We start from the raw sequence: 26,183 nt of genomic DNA, 5'->3' as shown, positions 1-26,183 counted from the left end.
CATGCTGAATGCAGTAGGCCAAGCACAACACATCCTCCTTCTCGGCGGCACCTCCGAAATCGGCCTGGGCATCGTCGAAGAATTCCTCGAGCGCGGCCCGGCCAAGGTCACCCTCGCGGCACGCGCCGACTCCCCGCGCATCGCGGATGCCCGAGCCACCATCGAGTCCCGCGGCGGCGACGTCGAGGTCATCGACTTTGACGCGACTGACTTCGAGGGCCACGGGGACGTCGTCAAGCGCGCCTTTGAGCGCGGCGACGTCGACGTCGCCATCATCGCCTTCGGCACCCTCGGTGACCAGGAAGAACTGTGGCAGGACCAGGCCAAGGCGGTCGCCTCCGCCCAGACCAACTACACCGCACCGGTCTCCCTCGGCGTCTTGCTCGGCCAGAAGCTCAAGGAGCAGGGCCACGGCACCATCGTGGCGATCTCCTCCGTCGCCGGCATGCGCGTGCGCCGCTCCAACTTTGTCTACGGCGCCTCCAAGGCCGGCGTGGACGGCTTCTTCATTAACCTCGGTGAGGCCCTGCGCGGCTCCGGCGCCAACGTGCTCGTGGTCCGCCCGGGCCAGGTCCGCACCAAGATGTCGGCGGAAGCCGGCGAAGCGCCACTGACCGTCAACGTCTCCGACGTGGCCAAGGCCACCGTCAAAGCGGTCCTGGACGGCAAGCAGTCCATCTTCGTGCACCCGCTGTTTGAGTACGTGTCCTTGGGATTCAAGTTCATCCCGCAGGCGATCTTCCGGAAGCTGCCTTTCTAAAGTTCCGCTATGTCCACGGCGTGTGGGAAACTACTTACATGACTGAGTCTCCCACCATGTCGTCTCCCGCCGTGTCCCCCACCATGGAATATGACGTCGACCGCCTATCGCGTCGCGCCACCCTCGTGGGTATCGCCGCCGCCGCTCTAGGTGGCGGCCTTGTCACGCTTCTTGGCTTCTTTGCCTTTAAGACGGTCTCCCTCCCGGCGTTCAGTACGTCGATGGTGACCCGTGCGCTGAGCACCGCGGGAACTGCGCTCACCGTCCTCCTGGTGGGCGTGTTATGCGTGTGGTGGGTCATTTGCAGCTCGCCGCGACCCCGGTGGCGGACGTGGCTCACCACCGCCCTGTGCTACATCTCCCCTGCGCTGCTAACGCTAACCAGCATCGGCCTGCCCCTTTCGGCCTCGCGCCTCTGGCTCGACGGCGTCCAGGTCGATCAGGTGTTCCGCACCCAGTTCCTCACCCGCGTCACGGAAGCCAGCTCCTATGCGGACATGAACTACGAAGGCCTGCCCACCTTCTACCCGTTGGGCTGGTTCTGGTTGGGTGGGCGGCTGGCCAACATCCTCAACATGCCCGGCTGGGAGGTCTACCAACCCTGGAGCCTCATCTCCCTGGCCGTGGCCGGGTGCATCCTGGTTCCTCTGTGGCAGCGGCTTGCCGGTTCCCTACCTGTGGCCACCGCCATTGCCTTGACCACCACAGCGGTGACCCTGACCATCGGCGCTGAAGAACCGTATTCCGCGGTCATCGCAATGGGCGTACCAGCGGTAGCTGTCCTGTGTTCACACGCCTTCTACGGCTCCTCGTGGTTCTCCGCCGCCGCAATCGCCATCTACCTCGGAATCTCCGCCTGCTTCTACACGCTGTACACGGGAGCCGTGGCGCTTACCATCGTCAGCCTCATTGCACTCGTTACGTGCGTGGGCGACCGTAGGTGGACTCCCCTCGTGCGCCTCGCCGCCATCGCGGCCGGATCCCTGGCCATCGCCGCGATTGCTTGGGCACCATATCTGCACGCCGTCCTGCACGCCACCGCCCCGCTAGAATCCACCGCGCAGCACTACCTGCCGGAGGAAGGCACCCAAATCCCGGCGCCCTTCCTCTCCTTGTCCGTCATCGGCGCCCTCAGCCTTATTGGCCTGATCTACCTCATCTTGCGCGTCGATGAGCCCGAAATCCGAGCTATGGGCACCGCGCTCGTCGGCACCTACCTGTGGACTTTGGCTTCCATGGTCATGACTCTTGCCGGCAGCACGCTGTTGGGCTTCCGCCTGGAGCTGATGGTCGCGGTGCTCTTCGCCACGGCGGGCATTCTCGCGCTGGCCGACGTCCGCCTCATGGGCCTGCCCACGCTCTACCCGGCGGGCATTACTGAGACCATCAGCAAGCGCGTGACCCTGGTCTTTGCCATCATCATGGGGCTGGGCGGTATTTACTATGCGCAGCAAATCCCCGCGACGAACGTGACCGCCTTGGATCACGCTTATACCGATACCGACGGCTACGGGGAGCGCGCGGACCGCTACACCAGCGATTCTTCCGCTAATTACGGAAAGATCCGCGAATTCATCGACGCCCAGGGCTACGCGGCCAACGACACCGTCGTCCTCACGGACGAAAAGCTCTTCATGGCCTACAACCCCTACTACGGGTTTAACGCCTTCACCAGCAACTATGCCAACCCGTTGGGAGAGTTCAGCACCCGTAACCTGCAGATTGAAGAGTGGGCTTCCAATTCCTGGGACCAGACTCCGAAGGAATTCTCGCATTCCCTCGAGTCCTCACCGTGGCGCGGCCCAGACGTGCTCATCTTCCGCGGGGACATCAAGGAACCCGGGGATGGCTACAAGACGCACTTGGCAGAAGACATTTACCCCAATCAGCCCAACGTGCGCTACCGCGCGGTGTTCTTCAACCCGGAGGTCTTTGAAGAGGGCTGGACCACTAAACAGATTGGCCCCTTCGTCGTCGCGGCCAGATCTTAATAAGCCATGGCGGTGACGTAGACTGATCGCCGTGTCAGATCGGAATACCTCTTCACTGCGAGCACCGCAGTCCCTGCGGCTCACCGCCATCATCGCTGGATTCATCGGTTTCCTGTGCTTTGTGGCCACACCGCTGCTGCCGGTGAACCAAACCCAATCTTCCTTCGATTGGCCCCAGCAGGACTCCCTGCAGTCCATCAACGCCCCGCTCATCTCGGTGGCGCCGGAGGAGATCGATGCAGAGATCCCTCTGAAGGCCGTCGATAAGCTGCGCGATGGCCAGGACCTGCTTTACGGCACCGTGCCCCCGGAGTCCAAGAAGGCCTCCAACCGCGGCATGTTTGTCCGCGCCGGCGAGGATGGTCTCTCGGTGACCAGCCTCGATGAGGTCATTTTCTCTCTCACGGCCGAGCAGGTGGCGAAGCTGCCTGAGGACTCCACGCTCCGCATCCAATCCACCGGTGACGGCACCACCGTCTCCTTGGGCAAGCACAAAGAGACCTCCGAGGAGGATCTCCGCCCTCAGGTCACCGGCGTTTATACCGAGATCGACGATTCCCCGGAAGCCCTCGCCGAGCTTGGCGACGACCTCCGCATCCACGTGGAGATCAACTCTCGGTTCACCTCCTCCCCGACACCGCTCAAGCTCATCGCCATGTGGCTGGGCCTGGCCATGGTGGTGATCAGTCTGGTCTGCCTGTGGCGAATCGACCGCCTCGATGGCAAACGCCGTGGCTTCATGCCCGAAACCTGGAAGCAGATCCGCCCGCTCGATGGCGTCGTGGCGGCTGTTCTCGGCTGGTGGTACATCTTCGGTGCTAATACCTCCGATGATGGCTTCATCCTCACCATGGGACGCGTTTCCGATCACGCGACCTATATGGCGAACTACTACCGCTGGTACGGCGTCCCCGAGGCCCCGTTCGGCGCGCCGTACTACGACCTCGTGGCATGGCTGGCGCAATTCTCCAGCGCGTCCATCATCGTGCGCCTGCCTGCGCTTATCTCAGCGCTCATCATCTGGTTTATCTTGTCGCGCGAGATGCTTCCGCGCTTCGGCGCTCGCGTCAACGAGCGCCGCCTGGCGCACTGGACCGCCGCGTTCATGTTCCTGGCTTTCTGGCTGCCCTATAACAACGGCATCCGCCCCGAGCCCATCGTGGCCCTCGGCGTCATGCTGACGTGGGCCTCTTTCGAGCGCGCCATCTCCACCCAGCGCCTCCTTCCGGCAGCGGTGGGCACCATCATCGCCACCATCACCCTGGCCGCTGGCCCCACCGGCCTCACCGCAGTGGGCATCTTCCTGGTCTGCCTGCCCGCCCTGTTCCGCATCATGGGTAAGCGCGCTCCCCAGATCGGCTGGACAGCTCTCATCGCCCCGTTCCTTGCCTGTGGCACCGCTGTCATGGTCGCTGCCTTCGGGGACCAAACGCTAGCGTCGGTCCTCGAATCCACTCGCGTGCGTTCCGCGGTCGGCCCGTCCCTGCCGTGGTACTCGGAGTTCGTGCGCTACTCCACGCTCTTCGAGCCCTCCGTGGACGGCTCCCTGACGCGCCGCTTTGCAATGTTCACCATGCTCTTCTGCTTGGCGCTCATCATCTATGCCTTCATCAAGGACCACCGCGTCGTCGGTGCGGAGGCAGATCCCACCAAGCGCCTGCTGGCCATCATGGCGCTCTCGGCCTTCTTCCTCATGTTCACGCCGACGAAGTGGACGCACCACTTCGGCATTTACGCCGGTGTCGCCGGCGTCATCGCCGCGCTCGGCTCGGTAGTTCTTTCCCAGATTGCCATGCGCTCCCCGCGTGCCCGGACCTTCTCCATCGCCGCGGTGATCTTCCTCCTGGCCATCTCCCTGGGCGGCTGGAACGCCTGGTGGTACGTATCCTCCTTCGGCATCCCGTGGTGGGACCGCACCGTGCAGTTCAAGGGCATCGAGGCCAACACCGTGGTGCTGGCCATCGCCATGGTGGTCCTGGCGATTGGCCTCTACCAGTCCCTGGTTCACAGCTATCGCAAGAACAAGGCCGAAACCGCCGGCACCCTCGAGGAATTCGAGGCCGCCAATGCCGCCAAGGTCTCGCGCTGGGCGGGTGTCATGTCCGCACCGATTGCGGCGGCCTGCATTATCATCGTGGCCTTCTCGTGTGCCTCCTTTGCCAAGGGCTACGTGGCCCAGGCGGATTCCTACTCCGTGGGCAAGGGCAACCTGACTTCCCTGCGCGGCGATACCTGCTCGCTGGCGGATTCCACCATGGTGGAGACCAACACCAATGAATCCTTCCTCACTCCGGTCGAGGGCGAATTCCAGGACTCGCTCGTTGACAAGAAGGAGGACAACTTCGGTTTCGGCCCCAATATGATCAAGGAAGATATTGAGCCGGAGAACCTCAACTCGGCGTCGGTAGGCGCTATTGCCAACACCACCGGTGAGGACTCGGCGACGTCCAATGAACAGAAGGATCTCACCGAATCCGAGGAAAAGGCAACCGAGGTCACCGACTCCTCCGCCGGCGGCGTGCGCGGAACCCTGGGTGTCAACGGCTCCGAGATGCACCTGCCGTTCAACTTGGATTACCGGAAGGTCCCGGTCATGGGCTCCTACGATGAATCGCAGCGCTCGACCGCCACCATCACCACCCAGTGGTACAACTTGCCGGAACCTGGCGAAAACACCCCCGTCCTCTCGGTCGCTGCCGCCGGCAAGATTTACCACCACGACGTCAACGGAGTGGAGCAGGAGGGCACCGAGCTCACCTTGGAGTACGGAACACTCAAGGATGGCAAGGTCACCAACAAGGGTGAGGCCGAGCTTTCCGACGTCGGCGCGACCCCCAAATGGCGCAACCTCCGCATTGCTCTAGACGAGCTCCCAGAGGAGGCCAACGTTGTGCGCCTCGTCGCGGTCGATGATTCCACCGATGAGGACGATTGGATGGCGTTTACACCGCCGCGCGTCCCGGAGCTTGCCACCATCAACTCCCAGTTCGATTCCTCTACCCCGGCGCTCCTCGACTGGTCCGTGGCCCTGCAGTTCCCCTGCCAGCGCACCTTCGACCACTACGCCGGCGTGACCGAGATCCCGCAGTTCCGCATTCTTCCCGACGCCGCCGCACAAACCTCCCTCACGGACTTCCAGTCCTTCTCCGGTGGTGGTGCGCTGGCAACCGCGGAGGCAGTGAACTACTCCTATGAGATCCCGAGCTACCTCAACAACGATTGGGCGCGCGACTGGGGCTCCATTGAAAAGTATGAGCTGCGCACCAACTCCCGCGGCGAGGCCCCGCTCGAGGCAGATATCGACCAGGAAATCATCCAGCGCTCCGGCCTGTGGAAGAACTCCGAGATGAAGATTCGCCCCGAGGGCGAACAGTAGAACTACAGGAATTCGGCCGAATCTTTAATGCGCTGCCGCGCCACGGCCGGGGTCGAAATACGGTGCATGGACACGTACTCCGCAGTCTGTGCACCGGGGACCTCCACGCGCTCAGCAATCTCATCCTGCGCCGCGGTCTGGACCAAGATGTCAGAATACAGCCCCGGCAGCTTCTCAACATCGAGGACGTAGTCACCGCGGATCTCCTCCGGCAGCTTGGCCAGCGCACCGAAGTCGGGGAAGGTGAGGAGGAGGGCGTCGGCAGGCACCAGCGCTGCGAGCGCCCCACCGGAGGAATATCCCCACACCGTCACGCGCTCGGCACCATGCTCGCGCGCATAATCGACGGCCGCCTGAACCGACTGAACCATCTCCGCCACGGTGTGCTCCGGCGCCAACGGATAATCGACATCAATGATCGTCGTGCCCGACAACTGCGCTGCGGCAGCAACTTCGGGCCGCCATTGCATTTCTAGCGCCTTGCCGTCACCGCGCCACCAGCCGCCGGAGTGCAGCGACACCGCCCAGCGACCATTCGGCTCGGACGGCCTAAAGATCGCTCCAACCTCAGAGTCTTCAACGCTCACGCCTTCCGTAAAAACGGTGCCGGGCAGCGAGTGATCCACCGCGGATCCCAGCACCATCATGGAGGCCTGCACGATACGGTCCGGCAGCAGCGCGCAATAGCGGTCCGCCTCCGGCGAACCTCCACCGGCCCACGGCGGGCGGAAGTCCGGCAGCGGGTAGTGCACCTCCATGTAGGAGGAGAGCTGCTCGAGCTGTTGTTCCGGACTTAGTTGGCGATCAGTACCACCGATATTCCACTCACTCATGGCCCCCAAGGGTACTACCAGATGGTGACGCGCTCCTCCGGTGCTAGACCACCCTCGACGTCAAAAGCCTCGTAGAATTCATCGATGTTTTCGGCGATGATGTTGCAACGGAACTCCGCCGGCGAGTGCGGATCAATGGCCAGGTACTGCGTGGCCATCTCCGGGCGGATGGCAGTGCGCCACACGCGCGCCCACGCCAGGAAGAAACGCTGCAGACCGGTGTACTCGTGTTCTGCCAATTCCGGCTCAGCGCCCTCTGCCTCAAAGGGCGCGACCTGGCCGTTGATGTCCAAGCCCTTGTCGGCGCAGTAGTTCTTGTAGGCCACCACAGCAATCCCCAGTCCACCCAGGTCACCGATGTTCTCACCCAGGGTGAAACTGCCGTTGACGCCTGCGGAATCGGTGCCTTCCAGCACCTTCGGCACCTGCCCTTGGAACTGGTCCACCAGCTTCGCGGTCAGCTTCTCGAAGGCCGCACGGTCCTCCTCCGTCCACCAGGAATTGAGGTTGCCCTGGCCGTCGTACTGCGAGCCCTGATCATCAAAACCGTGGCCGATCTCGTGACCAATCACCGCGCCGATGGCGCCAAAGTTCTCCGCCGCGTCCGCGTCCGGGTTGTAGAAGGGCGGGCGCAAAATAGCCGCCGGGAAGGTGATGTCGTTGACCACCGGATTATAAAAAGCATTGACCGTCTGCGGGGTGGAGAACCATTCATCGCGGTCGGCCGGCTTGCCAATCTTGGCCAATTCATAATCGTGATTCCACGCGTTACCCGCGCGCACATTGGCCACCAGGTCCGCACCCTTGGGTGAAAACTCCAAGTCGGAATAGTCACGCCAGGTATCCGGATACCCAATCTTGGCCTTGAACTGCGAGAGCTTCTCCAGCGCGCGCTCGCGGGTAGCCGGGGTCATCCACTCCAGCTGCGAAATCCTCTCGCGGTAAGCGGCGGTAAGGTACTCCACGAGCTCATCCATCTCGGACTTCGAAGACGGTGGGAAGTGCTTGTCCACGAAGACCTTGCCAATCTCCTGTCCCACCATGTTTTCCGCTAGGCCCACGGCGCGCTTCCAGCGGTCACGCTGCTCTGTCGCGCCAGAGAGCTTGGTTCCGTAGAACTCGAAGTTCTTCTTACCGATCTCCTCGGTGAGGTAAGGCGTGCGCGATAGCAGAATGTGCCACGTTGCCCACAGCTGCCAATCCGCCATGCGGCCGGCGGTAAACAGGCCTTCCAGGTGCTCAAAATACGACGGCATCATGGCTACCGCGCGGTGCTCCGGCAGTCCCCCACCATTCAGGATGGCGCGGGTGATGCTGGGCAGCTTGGCGACGTCCACCGGGTTATACGTCTTCACCGCATCACGCGAGGCCACCACATCCCAATGCCCTGCAGCAATTTCCTTTTCCAGATTCACGATGCGGGTAGCTGCAACCTCCGCCCCCAAGCCGAAGAGGCGAGCCGGATCCAGGAATCCAAGCATCGCTGCGACGTGCTTCTCGTAGGCCTCAAGCGTCTCCGCGTGGGCTTCCTCGCGGTAATAAGCCTCATCTGGAAGGCCCAGGCCGGACTGGATAATGTAGGCCACTGCCTCCTCGGAGCCGGAGTCCTTTTCTACCCAGAAGGTAACCGGGGCGCCGACGCCCTCGCGCTCCAGCACGCCCAGGTTGTGCGCCAGCTCTTCCGGGTCCGCCGCCACCAGCTTGTCCAAATCTTCGGCCAAAGGCGCCGTTCCCGCAGCGTTCACTCCCTCAACGTCCATGTGGGAGGAATACACGATCCCCGGACGGCCTTCGTCTTCCTTAACGATGTCATGGACGAGTTCCTCGGCTTCGTCGCGAAGCGCGTGAAAAGTCCCGTCAACACCGCGGTCATCGGGAATAACGTGGGACTCAATCCAGGGGCCATTAACAAACTGATACAGATCCTTCATGCACTTCACTCTATGTCAGATGTACCCGTTAGTGTGGTGTGCATGACTTCTTATCGTTTCCCGCCAGCGAAGATGACGGGGCCGTTTTTCGCTGTGCTTGGGGTGACCCTCCTCGTGCTCGGCACGCCCGCCGTCCTCAGCTTGGCGCTGCCGGACCACGATCCTGAAACCGAGCCTGTTGTCCTCGACGATCCTGAGTGGCGTCAGCCTATCGACGGCGTCGAATGCAGCGTGAACTACGATTCCGTGGCCAACCAGGCGTGGGATTGCGGCGATACCTTGGTCGAGGCCTACCTCACCTCTGATGTCGACGATGACGAGCTGGCCCTGCGCCGAGCTGTGCGCGCCACGACCTTCGGGTCGATGCCGAAAGAAGAAGTAGAAAACCAAGACGGCATCCTCGTACTGCGAACGTATACATACATCCCGGTCGTTGCCTTTAGCGTGGCCAAGGACGATCTCAACTACGAGCTCGTCTTTTCAGACGGAAACCCAGAAGAAATCGCCGATCAGTTTATGGAGGCCTTCAAGTGAGCAAGATCTTCCGCGTGGCGCTGTGGGTCATCATTGGTATCTGCCTGCCTGCAGCTCTGATCAACCTGTTAGGTGCTTTCCTCGTTGCCCCGCTGCCGGGCCTAATAAGCCTGCTGATCGGCTTTGCTTTCTTGGCGCTGGGGCTGTATCTGTGGCACCTCAGCCCGATGTGGGCGCGACCTGCCAAGGGATGGGCCACAGCCAGCGTGCTGTGGGGAGCCGGCACCGCGGTGTCTTTGGCGCTCCTATCAGCACTTCCGTTCAGCTCCCTCACCAAGGGCGTGGGATGGGAAGAATCCATGATGTCATGGTCCGGAGCTTATCCGGAGGAGTTCGCCAAGGCGCTGGGCGTGGTTTTTGTATTACTCAGTTTCCGCCAGCTCAACCGCCCTTGGCATGGTTTCATCGTTGGCGCGCTTGTGGGCTGGGGTTTCGAGGTCTTTGAGAACGTCCTCTACGCTTCTCTCGGCGCCGTCATGCACCCGACGTCTGATTGGATTGGCATGCTGCAGATGTGGGGGCTCCGCCTTGTGGCGGGCCCAGGCCTACACATGTCACTGACGGCCATCGCAGGCTTTGGCATCGGCTGGGCCATTTACGCCGCCCACAAAACGTGGTGGTGGCGCCTCGGAGTGGGCGTGGGCGCGCTTTTTGTTTCCTTCTGTCTCCACTTCGCGTGGAACTACATGTGGGATGAGACATGGCAGCTGGTCACGCAGTACATCGTGGTCGCGCTCATTCTCTACCCCATCGTCATCACCCTGGGGCTTCGCGCCCACCGCCTAGCCAAGGCGGACGATACCTACTCGCACTCGCCCGGCTCAGCCAGCCTGCGCTGAATTAGTCAAACTGCCCCTGCAGGACAGCCACGGCGTCAAGCGGGGTCACATGATAGGAAATGGGGTTCTGGTTTGCACCGGCCATGAGGGCGTGGGCGCAGGAGTGGCCCGCTCCCATCATGTGGCCGAGCTCGTGAGCGATGGTTCCCTGAAGCGCCTCTGGGTATTGAGCGGTGGCCGCCTTGATGAAGAGCATCCCGTGGTCCGGGTAGGCCGTACCCTGGACGTAACCATTCGGCTCCGGCTTATAGATGATGGCGATGGTGTCATCATCGGCCTCGGACGGCGCTACTTCCTTCAGAGAAGCCTTACCGTCGAGAGCATCGTTCCACTCAGCTACGGCGGCATCGAGCTGCTCGCGGTAGGGGAAGTCATCCGCCACCTTGTACTTAAGCACGCCGCTCTTGAAGTAGGAAGGAACGGAATCAGCATCGTGCAGAATCGACGGATCCGGAACCGGCTTTCCTTCGTTTGCCAACTTGGTGATGGAGGTGCATGTAGCAGGGGAAATGAGCGAACGAGTTTGGTCGCTCTTCGCCGAAGCTGACGGGGCAACGGTCAAAGCTACAACAGCAATGGCCGCGATGGACAGGGCCTTACGCATAGGGAAATACCTTTCGGGTTAGTAACCGCTTATTTGATAGCCGAGAATATATTAATTTCTCAGTTTCTGCAAAGGTAAAACTTAGCTAAACCCGTGGCCAATCAGCACACGTGCGATGAACTAGGCACAGCGCGCTTCAGCTCCGCACACGCCCTATCGCGCAGGTCCTGAGGGGGCGTCGGCAAGCTCGGCGCTTGCGGCTGTACCTCCACCGCACCGAGCACATCTGCGGTGAGATCCGCGGGAGATCCATAGGTATTTGCCGCCACACTATACCCAGGACCGAAAGAGGCGCTCGCATGCACCTGCCGGTCATCTGACCACCCAAATTTCGTTCCGATAATGCCTGGAATCCGCGCGGTGCCGAAGTCCTGACGATATCCGTCGGATGCCACAGGCGCTGCCGTCGCCATACCTTTCATGAGCGGTGCAGCAACTGGGTCGCCAGATATCACCCCAATAAAGCGAGCGAGATCCTCCGTCGACGTCGTGGTATTGCCCCAGTAACCGTTGTGATGGGTCTCCCCCAAGCGATATTCCCCGATGATGGAAGGTATGGCCTGCGGATACTTCCGCTCCAGATCGCTAGCGGTGCCATCCTCAGAGAAGCGAACCATGTTTTCCACCCGCGCTTTATCCTCCGGCGCGCCATATTTCAGGACCCACATTCCTAGGTACAGCTTCGCGAGGGATAGCGCAGGACGAGACTCGTGGCCATTTCCAGTGGAAACCGAGTTTCCGTCGGCATAGCGCACGGTCATTTGAGTGCGTGGCGGAACCTTTCCAGGATCAAAGGTCAGGGCCTGAGCGGAGGGCGCAGCGACGGTCGCTAGCGCAAGACCAGCAATAAGGGAGCGGAATTTAAGCACTTTCATAGATTAACTCAAGCCACAGCTTCAACAGGTTTGATTGGGGCATAAACGTCGCTGCCCTAGGGATTCAGCGCACACTCTTCCCCACGCTAGGGTCCGAACATTCATTTTATTAGCTTCTTTCCCAATAAGGCTCTCCCAACGAAGCTCAAAGCGGCGGAAGGCTGGGCAAATGCAATATCAGTAGGAACATGCGCCTCTCTAATCACAACTTTCCGCCAGGGTATAGACTTTCCAAACGGTACAGAATAAACTCATTTTTCGAAAAGTGATTCGGACAGTGGGGGTTCGGTCCTTCTCAATATCTCTAACAAAAGAGGGGGTTGAATTGTCTTCCGCTACAGAAACCGTTGTTTCCTATTTTTCTCATTCCAATCCGAATGACCCGGTCTGCATGAGAGGTAAAGCCATACGCCAAGCAGACTACGAGTTTTGGTCTAGCGTCCTTCCTGCCTTGGACGAGGACTCAGATACAGCGTGCATGCGCCTTGGGCTAAAGACCGGCAAAGCGGCCGGGGCGGTTGCTCGCATAATCATGGGGATTTACCGCTTGAAAGAGCTACCCCAGCTCAAGGCCCTGCAAGATGCAGATTTTATGCTTGATTTACCTGCCTTGATTGCCATCGACCAGGTCATGGCTAAACTCGGCCAACCTTCCACTGAGGTAGTGGCCGCCATTGACGCTGCGCTGGCCCGTTGGCTTACACCTACGAAGCCAAATCAGGTATTTCCCACCACGTCGCAGATTCGTCGCCGCATGCGTGACCTTGTCAAGGTCCATGATGACTCCATCGCAGTGGAGGATAAACGCACAAAGAATCGATATTCCATCCTCACCCGTGACCAACGCGCCACCATAGAACTAGAGGTGGATAGCAGCGTTGGAATCATCATCCATGAGGCCATTAAGGCAGCTGCTGAAAAGCATGAAGTCTCGATGGCAGAAGCACTAATCCTTTTAACGACTGGAAAGGTAGAACCAGAAGCTGCCCGAGTAGTGCTCCACACTTATCAAGCGAGTGATGTCGAAGACGCGCCAGTATATGTAGAAGGGCACGGCTGGCAGGTAGAGAATATCCCAGCACAAGCCGTAACGAAAAGGGACTTGAGCACCAAGCCAGAAGCCACTAATGGCTACGGACCAGCCACGTTGGTTCGCAAATATGTTGAAGGGCGCGATGGCACCTGCCGTGCGGCTGGCTGCGGAATGCCGGCGTGGCTGTGTCAGTTAGACCACCGTATTAACTACGCCGATGGTGGGCCAACGCATCCGGACAACATGGTGGCGTTGTGCCAGCATCACCACAACATGAAGACCGATGGGCGGGCGTTCTATTTTTTGGACCCCGATACCGGGGATGTGGTCTGGCTCTTTGAGGATGGAACCTGGGCAATCACGGAACCTTCCGGGCCACTAGCACCAAAGAACAAGCGCTGGGCGCGAAGCGTTGCGCAAGATATTGAAGGTTACCGCGCTAGGAAGCACCGGGAAGCTCAGGAGCTGAAAGCCGAGCTAGACCAAGAACAGCAAGCAAACAAAAATAAGAAGACCGCTTATGGCAAGGGAGATGAAGAAATCCCCTTCTAGATAACTAGGTTCGTCGCTTAAAACGACGAACCACATTGGCGCTCGGCTTAGAGGAGGTAATTGAGGTCCGCCGCATCCAGCCCACATTCAGCGAGCACCACACTGTCGCCGCGGTGTGGAATGCCTTCGGCATCCCAATGGGCTTGGGCAGCGGAGGTGTGCGCGCGGCCGGTACTGTTGACCACACGCCACCAGGGCAGATCTTCGCTTTTCGCCATCACCCAGCCCACATAGCGCGCCCCGACCCCTACGACTTTGGCGATCTCTCCGTAGGTGGAGACGTTGCCAGGCGGAATGCGGAGAACGACCTCCGTAACCCTAGAGCTCGACGGGTTCTTCAGGGGCATCCTCGACCTCGCACAAGGTAAGCGTCGCACCCGTGGAATCCTCAATCAGGCACAATCGGCCGAATGGTGAATCGTGGGGTTCGCGAATGATCTTTCCGCCGTTATCAATCACGGCCTTCGCTGCTTGCTCGATATCCCGCACACCCAAGTATGTTTGCCAGAAACTCGGCAAACCTTCCGCATGCCAGAACCCAGCGAAGGCAGCGCCTTCTTCCTCCGCAACCGCATAATGCTCATCACCACGGATTTCCCAATCGAAGAGCTCACCATAAAAGTCCAGCGCTGAGTGAAAATCCTCCGAGACCGTCAGCTCGTGCCACACCGGGGTGCCAGGCTCACCGCCGGCGACGAAGCGGTCGAGCTCCGGCTGCGTCAAGCCAAACATGGCACCGGACTTGTCGAGTACGAGCGCCAGCGGGGCACCTAAAGCGAGGATTTTTCCGCCGAGTTGTTCTACTCGGGCGCAATCGGCTTCCAAGTCGCGGGAGAGGAAATAGGTAGCCCAGGTGTCCTGGCCCGGAACAATTTCTGCAATCGGCAGACCTTGAAGACGGGCGATGCCATCTTCGAATTCCCAGCCCAGCACGGCCGAGTAAAACTTCTCGGAGGCCTTCACATCAGAACTGGCCAGAGTAATCCAGTAGGGCATTCCTACTTCAGCTTCAAAAGCGGGCATTAAAGGTTCCTCCACTTCTCCGGGTCGAAGTCATCATCGGCGGTAGCCTCATCAAAATAATCGTCGTCGTCTTCGACGACGCGGGCGCAAGTGTCGGAGACGCAGATGACGTCGCCAAGCGCCAGCGTTGCTCCGCGCTGCTTAGTTACTTCCCCATTGACGGTGACCTGACCCTGCTCGATGAGTTCTTTGGCCTCACCCCCGGTCGCGACCAAGGAAGCCAGTTTGAGGAACTGACCGAGCTTAATTGATTCTCCCTTAATTGAGACTTCTAGCATGTTGACCAGCATACCCAGCTCAAAGCGCAAGAATTCCCTCTGCCAGAATGATGACGCCAAGCAGGGCAAACACGACTCCGCTGAAGATATCTACCCCGGCGGAGTTCTTTGCCATCCACTTCGCCACCGCACGGGTGCACAACGCAACGCCGACAAAAATAATGAGGCTTTCAATAATCAGCACAGAACCAACCGTGGCATTCGCGCTCAAGCCCATGCCCGGATCGATGAAGTTGGCGAAGATAGCGCCGAAGAAGATGAGCACCTTGGGATTAGAAAGATCGCTGACCAGGCCCATGCGGTACGCCGTACCGAGTTTGATGATGCCGTCCGGGGTGAACCCGCGCGGTTGAGGATTCATGGTTGCTGGAGCACGACGCTCTTTAATGCCGCTGCTTATTGCAGAAAATGCCATCCATAGCAGATAGCTACCGCCGGCAATCTGCAGCGCCACAAGGATTTCAGGATGGGCCGAAATCAGCGCGGTAAGCCCCGCCAGCGAAGCAACGGTCCATATCATCAAGCCAGTCGTGCTACCTATTGCGGCCCACACCGCTGCACGCGTGGAACGCGCACCCAAACGAATAATCTGAACCACATCTGGCCCCGGCGAAGCCATCGCCGCGAACCACACACCCATCAAGGCCACTATGGCGCTGAAAGCCACCTAACACCCCCATACTCACATGCGTTTTCACTAACACATGCCACTATAAGAGGCGTCTCACCTGCAGCGAAACAGGTAAATTAGCTTTGCGTACGCGGCTTAATAGTCATGGTGTCAATGTTGACGTGCTCCGGCAGGGACGCCACCCAACGCACTGCCTCAGCGATGTCTTCTGCGGTGAGGTTGAGCTCGCCGTCATAAACTTGTGCGGCACGTTTGGCGTCACCCCGAAAACGATTGAGGGAAAACTCTTCTGTGGCTACACGGCCTGGGTCGAGTTCGGTAACGCGAACGCCGTGCTCCTCAATACGCAGTGCACGAGAAATCACGCGGACGCCATGCTTGGCGGCGTTGTAACCGGAACCGCCCTCGTAGACGTTCCACCCAGCCACGGAGCCCATGTTGATAATGAGCCCGCCTCGCAGCTTCGGCATGAGTGCCTGGATCATGCGAACGGTGCCAAGGACGTTGACCTCATACATCCACTGCCAATCCTCGATGGTGGTCTCCACGAGGGGCTCCAGGCCCTTCGCGCCACCGGCGTTGTTGACCAAGAGGTCAACGCGGTCGAGGTGGGAAACGAATTCGGCTACGGATTCGTCCGAAGTGACGTCGAGGGCATAGGCCTCGCCGCCGATGTCGTTCGCGAGGGCCTCAAGGCGCTCGACGCGCCGCGCGCCGACGACGACACGCCAGCCGTCAGCCGCCAACGCTCTTGCCGACGCCTCCCCAATCCCCGAAGACGCTCCTGTAACGACTGCTACTTTTTCCATGCGCCCTAGGATAGGGCTTCTTCCAGCTCGGCGCAGATGTTTTCGACGATCCCGCTCTTGAAATCAGCCGGGGTGAAGGTGCCATCCTTCATGTCGGTATTCAGCGAGATATCCAACTGGGTGCGCAGCTGCGGCATAGAGAAGTTCGCCATGATGAGGCGCCACGCCTCTACCACGCGGATGCCGCCGCTGAAGCTGTAGCCCACGTAAGCAATCGGCTTGGCCACCCACTCGGCACCGAGGGAATCGACGGCGTTCTTGAACGCGCCCGGCACGGAATGGTTGTACTCCGGGGTGACGAAGATAAAGGCATCGCAGGAATCGATAGCATCGGACCAGGCCTGCACATTCGGGTCCTCGTAGTTTTTGTTTGCCGCCATAGGAATGACGGAGGTGGTGAGGATCGGGACATCGAAAGCCTTGAGGTCAATGAGCTCGTAGTCCACGTCGCGGCCCTGAGCGAGGTCGGTGACCCACTGGGCGATGGCCAGCCCGGCGCGGTCGTCGCGGGTAGAGCCGAGGATGATGCCGATTTTCGCCATAAGGATGCCTTTCATGATTTTGTTAACGCGTCAACGTCTGAGGGTACGCCGATATGTCGACGCAATCGACAAGTCACCCAGATATGTCGAAAATTCTAGAAAAAATCGACATATCCGCTCAACATGTCTATTCTTTTACCATGCCAACCTATAGCCCGGACACCCCCTACAATGGGCTTCCGCCCCTCCCACCAGCAGAAGTGGTGGAAACCGTTCCCGTGCTTAAGGCCATCATCGATGCTAAGGAAAAACTGGCTGAACTGCGTACGGCCTGCCAGCTCATTCCCAACCCGGAGATCATCACCTCAACGATTCCACTGCGTGAGGCTCGTGCTTCCTCCGAGATTGAGAACATCGTCACCACTAATGACGAGCTCTTCCGTGCGGCGTGGCACGTCGATGCTGAGCCGACTCCTGCCACCAAGGAGGCTCTTCGCTATAACGCCGCGCTCCACGCTGGACTTTCCTCGCTATCGCAGCGACCTCTATCCGAGAAGACGGCAAAAATCGTATGCAGCACCCTTCTAGATACTCAGGCCGAGGTGCGTTCACTTCCGGGCACATTTATCGGTAACCCTGTAACGAAGGAGCGGCTCTACACCCCACCTGAAGGAAAGGAGATTATCGAGGGCCATCTCGCAGCGTGGGAGGACTATATATATTGCAGCCACGACGTTGATTCCCTCGTAAAAATGGCACTGCTTCACTATCAATTTGAAGCAATCCATCCTTTCTACGATGGCAATGGGCGCACTGGACGAATCCTTAACGTCCTCTACCTCATTCAAGAAGATCTTCTTGAGCTGCCGGTTTTATACCTGTCCGGGTATATCGTCGACAACAAAGCAGACTACTATCGCTATCTCAACGCTGTTACAGCCAAGGGAGCATGGCAAGACTGGCTTCTCTTTATGATCCGCGGCGTTCACGCAGCGGCTGCCGACGCCTCCTCAATGATTACCCAGCTTCGGGCTATCCAGGAAAACACTGCGCAACGAATACGTTCTGCGGGCGTGATTAACCATCCCCTCGAGATGGCCGAGCTCATTCTTATCAAGCCCTATGTACGCATTACTGACGTGGTAGAGATGGGCTTCGTCAAACGCCAAACTGCCAGCGCGTGGCTGGCACATCTCGTAGATTTAGGAATCCTCGAAGAAATCCAACAAGGCCGCTCCAAGGTTTTCCTTCACCGTGCCGCTCTCGATGTTCTGACTCGAGACTAAGACGAGGGAATAGGATGGCTGACATGCATCACCCAGACGAAGGATCCTTTGAGCGCATGACCAGCGGGCAGTGGTTCATGCCCGGTGTCAACGAGGAGGTCAGCGCCGAACATCGACGCGGCTTCCTGCTGGTCAAGGAGCTCAATGAGCTGCACAACACCAACCCAGAGCGCGCGAAGGAGATCTTGCGAGAGCTGCTTTCGCCCGAGTCCGAGGTTCCCGGGCTGCACGTCCCGCTCAACTTGGAGTGTGGCTGCAATGTGACCATCGGAAAGGGCGTCTTCATCAACTTTGGTGCGACGATCCTGGCGCAGGCGCCTGTAACCCTCGGAAATCACGTCATGATCGGTCCGAACTGCTCGCTTATTACCGTGGGGCATCCTGTCAACGATCATGAGATGCGGGCAGAAGGTTGGGAGATTGCGAAGCCTATCAGCGTCGGCGATAACACGTGGTTTGGTGCCAATGTCACTGTGTTGCCGGGCGTGACAATCGGCAAGAACTGCGTCGTGGGAGCGGGCACGCTGGTGACTAAGGATATCCCGGATAACTCGCTGGTCTTGGGCTCACCGGGACGTGTGGTGCGCAAGCTGGAGGACAACGAAGATAGGTGGGAGCGCCAGGATCTCGATGTTTGATCTCAAGGCGATCGGCAAAGGACTCCCCGTCCTAGAGACTATTGATTCGCTTCCTTCCGAAGGCCACGTCGTCGTCCAGGCCCCGCCCGGCACGGGTAAGACCACGCTCGTTCCGCCGGCACTGGCTAACCAAGTGGAGGGCAAGGTTCTCGTCACCGCGCCGCGCCGAGTAGCTGTGCGTGCGGCGGCAAACCGCCTTCAAGAGTTGTCAGGCCAGCGCATCGGCTATGCGGTGCGCGGTGATTCCCGCAAAGGTCAGGACGTCGAGTTTGTTACCCCCGGCGTGCTGTTGCGCCGACTGCTGCGGGATCCGGAACTCACTGGTGTTGATGCCGTAGCCATCGACGAGGTGCATGAACGCCAGCTCGATACCGATCTGGTGCTGGGCATGTGCTTGGAGTTGGCGCAGCTCCGCGATGATTTCCGGGTCATTGCCATGTCCGCGACTGTCGACGCCTCCCGCTTCTCCCAGCTCATGGGAGGGGCACCGATCCATTCCACTGAGGCAGTGACGTACCCGCTCGACATTTCCTATGAACCGATTCCGGGACGTGCCGCGGGCGATCGGGAGTTTTGGAAAGGCGTGGCCAAGGTTGCCGCGCGGCAGCACGAGTCCACTCTGGTCTTTGTGCCGGGTGTGCGCGAGGTCAACCTGGTGTGTGATGCCTTGAGCGGCCACAACGTTTTCCCGCTCCACGGCCGCCAAACGACGCAGGAGCAGGACGCGGCGCTGTATACGCGAGAACAGCGCATCGTGGTGGCGACGTCTATTGCGGAGTCCTCGCTGACCGTGCCGGGCGTGCGCACCGTCATCGATGCCGGTTTGTCCCGCGTGCCCAAGCGGGATGCGCAGCGCGGGATGAGTGGGTTGGTGACGGTGTCGACGTCGAAAAGCAGCGCCGATCAGCGCGCTGGACGTGCCGGGCGTGAGGCGCCGGGTACCGTCGTCCGTTGCTATTCGCAGGAGGATTACCAGCACTTTTCTCCGCACGTGATTCCAGAAATCCTTTCCGCGGACCTCACGCAGGCGGCGCTGTTCATGGACTGTTGGGGCGCGGGACCGGACTTCCCCTTGCTTGATCAACCGCCGAAGGCTGCGCTTGCCGACGCCCACCGCACCCTAGATCTGCTTCATGCCACTGAAGAGTTGGCGCTTTTGCCGGTGCACCCGCGATGGGGCGCGGCACTGTTGAAGTACGGTGCGGGGGCAGCACGCACGATTGCTCGTCTGGATGATTCGGACCCGAAGCGGCTTGCCCGCTTGGTGCCCAACAACGGGCCGGTGGACCCAGGCGTGGTGGTCGCTAGCGCCTTCCCGGAGTTCGTGGCTAAGCGCGTGGCTGACAAGGAGTACTTGTTAGCGAGCGGTACCCGCGCGCGGCTACTCAACGGTGAACAGGGAGCTGACTGGTTGGCGGTGGCTGAGGTCTCGTTGGCGCAATCCGGTAACGCCATCATTCGTGAAGCAGTGCCCATCGCGGAAAAGGATGCGCTCAGCATTATCGGCGTGACCGAAGAGACGCGAGCGTTTCTCGACGGCTCCAAGGTCCGCGGCGTGCGCGTGCGTGCGGCAGGTGCCATCGTGTTGTCGGAGACGCCCGTGAAGGTCTCTGGCGATGAGGCGGTGGAGGCACTGCGTAAGTCCGGACAGGGCTTAAGCTTGTTCCACTTCAGCGAGAAGGCCCAGAACCTGCGGGAACGTCTGCGGCATCTGTATCGGGCCTACGGAGAGCCCTGGCCAGATATCGACAATGCCAACCTTGAGTGGCTGGATCCGGAGCTGCATGAGTTGGCGATTGGCGGGCGCCCAGACATGTATCCGGCGCTGCAACGATTGCTGCCGTGGCCCGAAGCCAGCCGCTTGGACGAGCTCGCGCCGGAACGTTTGCCGGTGCCGTCCGGGCGTGATGCAAGGATTGATTGGTCCGGCGAGCGCCCGGTGGTCTCCATCAAGTTGCAGGAGTGTTTTGGTTTGGAGGAGTCCCCCGAATACTGCGGCCACCGCGTGCAATTCCATCTACTGTCTCCCGCCGGGCGGCCGCTTGCTGTGACCGATGACTTGGCCAGCTTCTGGTCCGGGCCCTATGCCGGGGTGCGCGCCGACATGCGCGGGCGCTACCCCAAACACCCGTGGCCCGAGGACCCGTGGAATGCGGTGGCCACCGCAAAGACGAAGAACAGGTTTTAACCCCACTGCTGCCAGGCTAGGTACATGCTCATCACCACGACGAGGGTGAGGAGTGCATAGCGGATGAGCTTGGTGCCGCCGCCGAGGACGGTTCGCGCGCCCAGCTGCGCGCCGAGGATATTTGCTGCTGCGAGAACTAAGGCCAGGCCCCATACCACGTGCCCGCCCAGAATGAAGGCGATGAGCGCGCCAACGTTGGTGCACGTGTTGACCACCTTGGACATCGCGGCGGAAGTAAGGAAGTTCTGGGAGAAGATGGCTGTAAATGCCATGATGAGGAACATGCCGGTGCCGGGGCCAAAGATGCCGTCGTAGAAGGCAATGGCCGCCACGGCGGCTAACCCGGCCCACGTGCGCCAGCCGCCGCGGATACCGTCTCCTTCGCCACTGCCGAAGCTTGGACGGAAAGCCACGAAGGTACCCACCGCCACCATGAGCACAATGATGACTGGGCGCATGATGTCTTTGTCGATGAGCGCGACCGCCGTGGCGCCGAGGCTGGAGCATACAAGGGCGATAAGACCCATACGGATGAGCTCGCCCTTCGGCGGGCGGACTTTCCTGACGAGCGTAATGGCCGCGGACGCTGTGCCAGATACCGCCGCCACCTTGTTTGTGGCTAGGGCGGCGGCGGGAGCAAGCTGCGGTGCCACCGCCATGATGAGCGGAATAAGGACGAGGCCGCCGCCACCAATAACGGCGTCGATCCATCCGGCCACGGCAGCTCCAATAGTGAGAATCGCCCAACCACTCAATCCAAAGCCCATGACCATCATTAAACTCGATTGCATGTCTGTGCGTGCAAGGTGGGCCATCGTTGCCCCGGGATCTGTTGCTCTCGGGGCAGTATTCAGCTACCTGCACGTGCCCGCCGCCTGGATTCTGGGCGCCATCGTGGTCTCCGGCGCCATGGCACTGACGACGGGCAAGGAGCTTTCCGTCAACGATCGCTTCTATGCTGTCGCTCGCGGTTTCATCGGAATGATGGCGGGGATACCGCTGACCCTTGTGCCTGCCTCCACGCTCATTGGCTTTGTGCCGGCTGCGGTGACGATGTCCCTCATCACCGTGCTTATCGGTGTCGCTGGCGGTGTTCTGCTACACCGCTCACAGCCGAAGGATATTTCCTGGGAGACGGGCATTTTATCCATGCTGCCCGGCGGAGCCTCGCTCATGCCCGCGCTGGCTAGCGAGCTGGGTGCGGACTACCGCTACGTGGCGCTGACGCAATATCTGCGCCTTCTGGCGGTGTCGGTATCGCTCCCTTTGGTGGTTTCTTTGTTAGATGCTCCTGCGGGCGAAGGCGTCGACATGAGCGTTGACGGCGAGGTCACGTGGTGGATTGTGCTGCTGACCCTCGCTATCGCCGTGGTTGGTGAGAAGCTAGGCAAGCTCGTGCGTTTGCCTGCGGCTGCGGTGCTAGGTCCGCTCATCTTGACGGTGCTGGTCGCGCAGATTATCCCAGCCGGCCACACCTTAGAGCCGCTCTACGTGTTCAAGATCATGGCATTCATGTCCATCGGCTGGGTCTGTGGTGGCGGGCTGTCGGTACCGGCACTGCGGGCCTTCGCCAAGCAGCTACCGGCGACGATCCTCTTCATCATTGTCGTGATCGGCGTGTGCGCGCTGACCGCCCTGCCGTTGACCGCGTGGCTAAACATCACCTACTTTGAGGCTTACCTCGCCACCTCGCCCGGCGCGCTGGAGACGGTTCTCGCGCTGTCCGCAGAAGGAGGGGCGGGTCCCGCCGTGGTGGCCGTGCAGATTATCCGGCTCATCATCGTGCTGGTCATCGCCGGCTACCTGCCGCAGATTCTGGGGCTATTCCGCAAGCGCCGCTAGTGGTACCACCCAGACCCCATCCGGACGTTGGAAAGCTGGACCGCTGGGAATCACAACTATCAGCGCTGCTGGAGGCGAAGAAAGCTTAGCGGCTACGTGCTTAAGGTGTGCTGCCGCTGCATCGACCTCGTTGTGCGAAAGTTTCGCCTCAAATCCCACCCACGAACCATCTCGAAGCTCCACTACTGCATCAATTTCTTCGCGCCCCTTCATATCCCTCAGGTGGAATACTCCGCGCGCACGCAGTGCCTGCGCATAGACGCGCAGATCGTGCACAAGTTGCGCCTCGAAGAGGATGCCTAATGTCTCTAAATCCCCAAGCAGTTTATCTGGACCCGTTCCCAACAAAGCAGCAGCCAAACCGGGATCGGCAAGCTGGCGTTTAGGCATTTGGACCATGGAAGTCTTCGACCTCGTACGCGGTGACCAAGCTGGTTGATCCTCAATAAGGAAGAGGCGCGTAGCAAAATCGTGAATGACGTTCACAGTTTCTGCGGCTGGTGTCGAGGTAGCGCTGCTGAGTTCTCCTATGCGTTTACGAATCGCTGCAGCGGTGGCCGGCTGGGCAACTAGTCCGGCATAGGCATGAAGGAAAGACTGGAAACGGCGCGGATCGCGGCGCGGTCCGCCAAGCTCCGGATAATCGTGCTCGCTCATCTCCGTGAGGTAGGATTCCATCCCTTCCTGCGCGTCGAGCGGATCAAGGTCAAAGAACTCCGGAAAACCACCAGCAACGATCCATCGGGCATAATCCGCCACGGTGGCGTCCGTCCCGGCTGTAGGCTCTTGATTGCCAGCAATGATGGCGCCCAGTGATACCCGCTCAGCAGCAAGTTCTCGCTCTGCCAAACTCAACGTGCGCAATTGAATAGAACGAATACGGCCTGCGCCCGAATGCCTGGTGGCATCGTCATTGGGCGTGGAGGAGCCTGTAAGGAGAAACTGTCCTTTCTCCGGTGAGTCATCAACTGCATGGCGCACTTCATTCCAGATAGCAGGGACAACCTGCCACTCATCAATAAGCCGCGGCCGCGCCCCTTGAAGCCCCAAAGCCGGTTGCATGCGCGCAAGGTTTGCTTCTGGGGAGTCACGGTCAAGTTGAATGACGGACTTTGCGAATTGGCGTGCTGTTGATGTTTTCCCACTTGCACGGGGGCCTTTGAGGAAGAGGGCTCCCGAAACACGGAGCCCTCTCTCGACTTCTGCATCAACGATTCGGGGCAGGTACATACCATGCATGTTAGCTCGACAAGTGGATAAATCACAGAGTCACTAGTGGATAAATCCAAGAGTGAGGTGTGGATAAATCCAAGAGTCTAAGAAGCGACCTGGGGTTTTAGTCCAGAATTGTCTCGCGCAGGATCGACATCGGCACAGAGCCTAGGGCCAATGCCTGGGAGTGGAAATCGCGTACGTCCATGCCCTGCTCCACCGCAGCGTCGCGGGTTTGCTGCCACAGGCGCTGGCCCAAGGCATAGGAGGGAGCCTGACCCGGCCAGCCCAGGTAGCGGGTGACCTCGAAGGAGAGGTTGGCATCATCCATCGCGGTGTTCTCACGCATGAAGGTCTTAACGTGGGACTTATCCCAGACACCGGACGTGTTGCAATCCGGCAAAGGCTTACCCAAGTGGAGTCCGATGTCCACCACGACGCGGGCGGCGCGGAAACGTTGGGCGTCGAGAAGCCCCATGCGGAAACCTGGGTCATCCATGTAACCCAGCTCCGCCATGAGTGCCTCAGCGTACAGAGCCCAGCCTTCACCATGGCCAGAGTTCCAGGTCACCGCGCGGCGCCACAGATTGAGGTCAGGCTGGGTCAGCGCGGCACCAATCTGCAGGTGGTGGCCCGGCGCGCCCTCATGGTGGACGGTGGTTAGTTCCTGCCAGGTGTGGAAAAGCTCCTGACCAGCCGGTACGGACCACCACATGCGGCCGGGGCGGGAGAAGTCATCCGACGGCGAGGTGTAGAAGATACCGCCGGTGCCGGCCGGGTCGATGCAGCACTCGATTTCTTTAACGGCCTCCGGGATATCGAAGGCGGTTCCGTCGAGGTCCTTAATGACGCGATCCGCGGTGGACTGCATCCACTCCACCAGCGCGTCGGTGCCGTGGAGCTGGTAGCGCTCCTCCTCGTTGAGCTTGCGCATCGCGGCGCGGACCGTCACGTCGGAGCCATAGAGCTCGTGGGCGATCTTTTCTTGTTCCGCCTTGATGGAACGCACCTGATCCAGGCCCCACTCATAGGCCTCATCGAGGTCCACGGCATCCCCGACGAAAAGCCTGGAGAAGCGCTCGTAGCGCTCCCGGCCCACTGCGTCCTGGGACGGAGCCTGCGGTTGCAGCTCGTTGGAAAGCCAATCGGCGAATTCGCCGAAGGCTTCCTTGGCCGCGTCCACCTCGGGGCCCTCCACACCAAGGTCCTCGAGCATGGAGCCGGCGTCGGCAAGCCGCTCACTCTGCACGAATACTTCCGAGATCTGGCGTTGGGGCGCCACCATGCCACGCGACGCCGCCTCGGTGAGGGACTCCTTGTACCCGCTGAGGGATGCCGGCACCTTCGACAGGCGCGAGCGCAGGGCGTCGAGCTGTTCCGGAGTGTCCTTCGGCATGAGCATCAGGGTGTCGCGGATGGTCTGCACCGGCGAAGCAATGTTATTAAGACAACGGATGTCCTCACCAGCATGGTGCAGGTCAAGATCCAGGCAGAGACGGTCGCGCAGGACGGCGGCGGTGACGTAGTCCACCTCGTCGAAATCGTCGTCATCGTCAGATTCGTCGGTGGTGTCATCGAGTGCATCGAGATCCGCCATCATCTCACGGGTGCGATCCGCCACGGAGGAGTAGTACTCCGGGGAGAAATCCTCCAGCTCCCCATCGAAGCCGGGGATTCCCCACGCGGTGGCATCGGTGGGCGTGAGCTGCGCGAGGTCGTGGACGAAGTTATCGCACGACGCGTCCAGCAGCGAAGGCTGGCGCTCTGCGTTCTGGTCAAAACTCATAAGGGCGAAGTCTAACGAAGAACCGGGGGTTTGGGCCAACCCGGCGCCGCCTTATTTACCAGGTTGTTAGCTAATTGTTGCTCCACTTGCTACCCGGGCTCACCCAGGATGCGAATTCGTTCAGCACTTCAGCTGGATCGGCATTGACCACGAGCGCATCGAGGAAGCGTTTTTGGACAAACCCCTCCTGCACCATTGCGGAGTACATTCTTCTAAACGGCTGCCAGTAGCCGTTCACGTCTACGAGTCCCACCGGGCCATCGATGTTGCCCAACTGCTGCAAGGTGAGGACCTCGGTGAGCTCCTCCAGGGTCCCCACGCCACCCGGCAGGCACACGAAGGCATCGGCGAGCTCCTCCATGCGCGTCTTGCGCTGGGCCATGGTATCGACCACCTCGAGCTGGGTTACCCGCTGGTGGGAAAGCTCGTAATCGACGAGCTGGCGCGGGATTACTCCAATGACGGTTCCGCCGGCGGCAAGGCAGGAGTCCGCAACGATACCCATCAGGCCTACGTCACCACCGCCATAGACCAGGGTGAGGTTTCGGCGCGCGAGCTCCTCCCCCAAATGGTGCGCGGCGTGGCTATAGGCCTCAGAGTTTCCGGCGGCGGAGCCGCAGTACACAGCAACAGAATCCATGGGTATCACTCTATCGCAGGCGCATTTCTAGACCATGATG

General features: G+C 60.2%; 24 protein-coding genes. 10 read left to right on the top strand and 14 right to left on the bottom strand.

The features are described from left to right. Window position 1 precedes the first annotated feature (1 nt). The 3 genes from dprE2 to QP999_RS05140 are packed head-to-tail and all read left to right on the top strand — an operon-like array spanning window position 2 to window position 6,127. Window positions 2-760, top strand: a complete 759-nt coding sequence (gene dprE2 / locus QP999_RS05150; RefSeq protein WP_284847818.1) for a decaprenylphospho-beta-D-erythro-pentofuranosid-2-ulose 2-reductase — start codon at window positions 2-4, stop codon at window positions 758-760. Window positions 761-798: 38 nt separating this feature from the next. Next, window positions 799-2,751, top strand: coding sequence for a galactan 5-O-arabinofuranosyltransferase (locus QP999_RS05145; RefSeq protein WP_284847817.1), 1,953 nt, complete (start codon window positions 799-801; stop codon window positions 2,749-2,751). Between the two features lie 31 nt (window positions 2,752-2,782). After that, window positions 2,783-6,127: an arabinosyltransferase domain-containing protein gene (locus QP999_RS05140; protein WP_070596266.1), complete on the top strand. Its 3,345-nt coding sequence runs from the start codon at window positions 2,783-2,785 to the stop codon at window positions 6,125-6,127. Between the two features lie 2 nt (window positions 6,128-6,129). On the opposite strand, the gene QP999_RS05135 is transcribed toward QP999_RS05140, so the two are convergent. Both QP999_RS05135 and QP999_RS05130 read right to left on the bottom strand, forming a co-directional pair. Next, complete coding sequence (locus tag QP999_RS05135) at window positions 6,130-6,960, bottom strand: alpha/beta hydrolase (protein ID WP_144014647.1); 831 nt, start codon at window positions 6,958-6,960, stop codon at window positions 6,130-6,132. A gap of 14 nt (window positions 6,961-6,974) precedes the next feature. Next, window positions 6,975-8,891 carry a M13 family metallopeptidase gene (locus tag QP999_RS05130; RefSeq protein ID WP_284847816.1) on the bottom strand — a complete coding sequence of 639 codons (1,917 nt, stop codon included), beginning with the start codon at window positions 8,889-8,891 and terminating at the stop codon, window positions 6,975-6,977. 42 nt (window positions 8,892-8,933) lie between these two features. Here QP999_RS05130 and QP999_RS05125 point away from each other — a divergent pair, with 42 nt between their 5' ends. Together QP999_RS05125 and QP999_RS05120 are read left to right on the top strand one after the other, a co-directional pair. Beyond that, window positions 8,934-9,425, top strand: coding sequence for a hypothetical protein (locus tag QP999_RS05125; RefSeq protein ID WP_070520291.1), 492 nt, complete (start codon window positions 8,934-8,936; stop codon window positions 9,423-9,425). Further along, on the top strand, window positions 9,422-10,264 hold the full coding sequence (locus QP999_RS05120; protein ID WP_070520294.1) for a PrsW family intramembrane metalloprotease: 843 nt from the start codon (window positions 9,422-9,424) through the stop codon (window positions 10,262-10,264). Before QP999_RS05125 ends, QP999_RS05120 begins: the two co-directional genes overlap by 4 nt. 1 nt (window position 10,265) lies before the next feature. Here the strand turns inward: QP999_RS05120 and QP999_RS05115 are convergent, their stop codons facing one another. Both QP999_RS05115 and QP999_RS05110 read right to left on the bottom strand, forming a co-directional pair. Continuing rightward, window positions 10,266-10,868, bottom strand: a complete 603-nt coding sequence (locus QP999_RS05115; protein WP_284847815.1) for a zinc metalloprotease — start codon at window positions 10,866-10,868, stop codon at window positions 10,266-10,268. Between the two features lie 101 nt (window positions 10,869-10,969). Then, entirely contained in the window at window positions 10,970-11,743 is a 774-nt protein-coding gene (locus tag QP999_RS05110) for a hypothetical protein (RefSeq protein WP_502870653.1), read from the bottom strand. Window positions 11,744-12,008: 265 nt separating this feature from the next. Here QP999_RS05110 and QP999_RS05105 point away from each other — a divergent pair, with 265 nt between their 5' ends. After that, a complete protein-coding gene (locus tag QP999_RS05105; RefSeq protein WP_284847813.1) occupies window positions 12,009-13,328 on the top strand; it encodes an HNH endonuclease signature motif containing protein in 1,320 nt (439 codons plus the stop codon). A gap of 47 nt (window positions 13,329-13,375) precedes the next feature. On the opposite strand, the gene QP999_RS05100 is transcribed toward QP999_RS05105, so the two are convergent. The 6 genes from QP999_RS05100 to QP999_RS05075 form a co-directional block, all read right to left on the bottom strand. Then, entirely contained in the window at window positions 13,376-13,675 is a 300-nt protein-coding gene (locus QP999_RS05100; RefSeq protein ID WP_070533466.1) for an MGMT family protein, read from the bottom strand. Beyond that, window positions 13,647-14,351 (bottom strand): VOC family protein, encoded by a 705-nt coding sequence (locus tag QP999_RS05095; RefSeq protein ID WP_284847812.1) that lies wholly within the window; start codon window positions 14,349-14,351, stop codon window positions 13,647-13,649. The genes QP999_RS05100 and QP999_RS05095 overlap by 29 nt, the downstream gene beginning before the upstream one ends. After that, a complete protein-coding gene (locus QP999_RS05090; RefSeq protein WP_046648682.1) occupies window positions 14,351-14,629 on the bottom strand; it encodes an RNA-binding S4 domain-containing protein in 279 nt (92 codons plus the stop codon). Before QP999_RS05090 ends, QP999_RS05095 begins: the two co-directional genes overlap by 1 nt. A 19-nt stretch (window positions 14,630-14,648) precedes the next feature. After that, a complete protein-coding gene (locus tag QP999_RS05085) occupies window positions 14,649-15,296 on the bottom strand; it encodes a LysE family translocator (RefSeq protein WP_070708104.1) in 648 nt (215 codons plus the stop codon). 80 nt (window positions 15,297-15,376) lie between these two features. Next, window positions 15,377-16,069: an SDR family oxidoreductase gene (locus QP999_RS05080; protein WP_284847811.1), complete on the bottom strand. Its 693-nt coding sequence runs from the start codon at window positions 16,067-16,069 to the stop codon at window positions 15,377-15,379. A 5-nt stretch (window positions 16,070-16,074) separates the two neighbouring features. Continuing rightward, window positions 16,075-16,611, bottom strand: coding sequence for an NADPH-dependent FMN reductase (locus QP999_RS05075; RefSeq protein ID WP_284847810.1), 537 nt, complete (start codon window positions 16,609-16,611; stop codon window positions 16,075-16,077). Between the two features lie 83 nt (window positions 16,612-16,694). On the opposite strand from QP999_RS05075, the gene QP999_RS05070 reads away from it, so the two are divergent. Genes QP999_RS05070 through QP999_RS05060 form a run of 3 tightly spaced genes read left to right on the top strand, consistent with a single transcriptional unit; the run spans window position 16,695 to window position 20,663 of the window. Further along, window positions 16,695-17,837: a Fic family protein gene (locus QP999_RS05070; protein ID WP_070520323.1), complete on the top strand. Its 1,143-nt coding sequence runs from the start codon at window positions 16,695-16,697 to the stop codon at window positions 17,835-17,837. Between the two features lie 23 nt (window positions 17,838-17,860). Beyond that, window positions 17,861-18,475: a sugar O-acetyltransferase gene (locus QP999_RS05065; protein ID WP_232770716.1), complete on the top strand. Its 615-nt coding sequence runs from the start codon at window positions 17,861-17,863 to the stop codon at window positions 18,473-18,475. Beyond that, window positions 18,468-20,663 (top strand): ATP-dependent RNA helicase, encoded by a 2,196-nt coding sequence (locus QP999_RS05060; RefSeq protein WP_284847809.1) that lies wholly within the window; start codon window positions 18,468-18,470, stop codon window positions 20,661-20,663. Before QP999_RS05065 ends, QP999_RS05060 begins: the two co-directional genes overlap by 8 nt. Here QP999_RS05060 and QP999_RS05055 read toward each other — a convergent pair. Next, window positions 20,660-21,430, bottom strand: coding sequence for a TSUP family transporter (locus QP999_RS05055; protein ID WP_284847847.1), 771 nt, complete (start codon window positions 21,428-21,430; stop codon window positions 20,660-20,662). The two genes, QP999_RS05060 and QP999_RS05055, sit on opposite strands and share 4 nt — an antisense overlap. 22 nt (window positions 21,431-21,452) lie before the next feature. On the opposite strand from QP999_RS05055, the gene QP999_RS05050 reads away from it, so the two are divergent. Next, entirely contained in the window at window positions 21,453-22,505 is a 1,053-nt protein-coding gene (locus QP999_RS05050) for an AbrB family transcriptional regulator (protein WP_369816023.1), read from the top strand. Here the strand turns inward: QP999_RS05050 and QP999_RS05045 are convergent. The 3 genes from QP999_RS05045 to QP999_RS05035 form a co-directional block, all read right to left on the bottom strand. Beyond that, window positions 22,485-23,735 carry an ATP-binding protein gene (locus tag QP999_RS05045; RefSeq protein WP_070533481.1) on the bottom strand — a complete coding sequence of 417 codons (1,251 nt, stop codon included), beginning with the start codon at window positions 23,733-23,735 and terminating at the stop codon, window positions 22,485-22,487. The two genes, QP999_RS05050 and QP999_RS05045, sit on opposite strands and share 21 nt — an antisense overlap. Window positions 23,736-23,841: 106 nt before the next feature. Further along, window positions 23,842-25,503 carry a DUF885 domain-containing protein gene (locus QP999_RS05040; protein ID WP_144268834.1) on the bottom strand — a complete coding sequence of 554 codons (1,662 nt, stop codon included), beginning with the start codon at window positions 25,501-25,503 and terminating at the stop codon, window positions 23,842-23,844. A 70-nt stretch (window positions 25,504-25,573) separates the two neighbouring features. Beyond that, window positions 25,574-26,143: an LOG family protein gene (locus tag QP999_RS05035; protein WP_284847808.1), complete on the bottom strand. Its 570-nt coding sequence runs from the start codon at window positions 26,141-26,143 to the stop codon at window positions 25,574-25,576. Between the last annotated feature and the right edge of the window lie 40 nt (window positions 26,144-26,183).

Source organism: Corynebacterium sp. MSK004 (assembly GCF_030232515.1).
In the GTDB taxonomy this organism is placed as follows: Bacteria; Actinomycetota; Actinomycetes; order Mycobacteriales; family Mycobacteriaceae; genus Corynebacterium; species Corynebacterium hesseae.
This window is presented reverse-complemented; position numbering and strand designations above follow the sequence as displayed.